The sequence below is a fragment of the Xenorhabdus bovienii genome (assembly GCF_024721015.1).
Classification (GTDB): Bacteria; Pseudomonadota; Gammaproteobacteria; order Enterobacterales; family Enterobacteriaceae; genus Xenorhabdus; species Xenorhabdus bovienii.
Genome location: NZ_JANAIF010000340.1, coordinates 1 through 411, shown reverse-complemented (window position 1 = coordinate 411; position 411 = coordinate 1). Strand labels below are relative to the sequence as shown.

The following is a 411-nucleotide window of genomic DNA, read 5'->3' as shown; positions in this document are numbered from 1 at the left end:
TCACCATCTCACTAATGGAACGGCTGTTTTGCATATCAACCCCGTGAAAATGTAAGTTGATGATGTAACGGTCGTCCTGCTTATTGCCGTTACCTGCTCTGGCCGGTGTCACAGGAACCGGGATGCCACTTAATGTCGGTAGCATCGGCTGTAACTTGTCCGTCAGGCGACTAAGCAGTGACGGTTGCTGTAAGCGGGGTTCCTGATATATGCCCTCAATCGGGATCACGGGCGGGCGGTTTTTAAAGACAATATCGCCTAACTTATTGGGGTCAGTCTGTGCCGCTGCATGGCCCGCCGCTTCTACCGATTCAGTGCCTTTGTTACCTTTTGCCTTGTTTTTGCCCGACCCATAGACCATTGGCCCAAAGTCAGGTAACGCGGGCGTATCGACTTTCGGCTTATTTTCCC

1 pseudogene is annotated in these 411 nt (G+C 51.8%); it reads right to left on the bottom strand.

Annotated features, from left to right (window positions below):
• Positions 1 to 411: pseudogene (locus tag NXS07_RS22605) on the bottom strand (hypothetical protein); the annotation flags it as partial.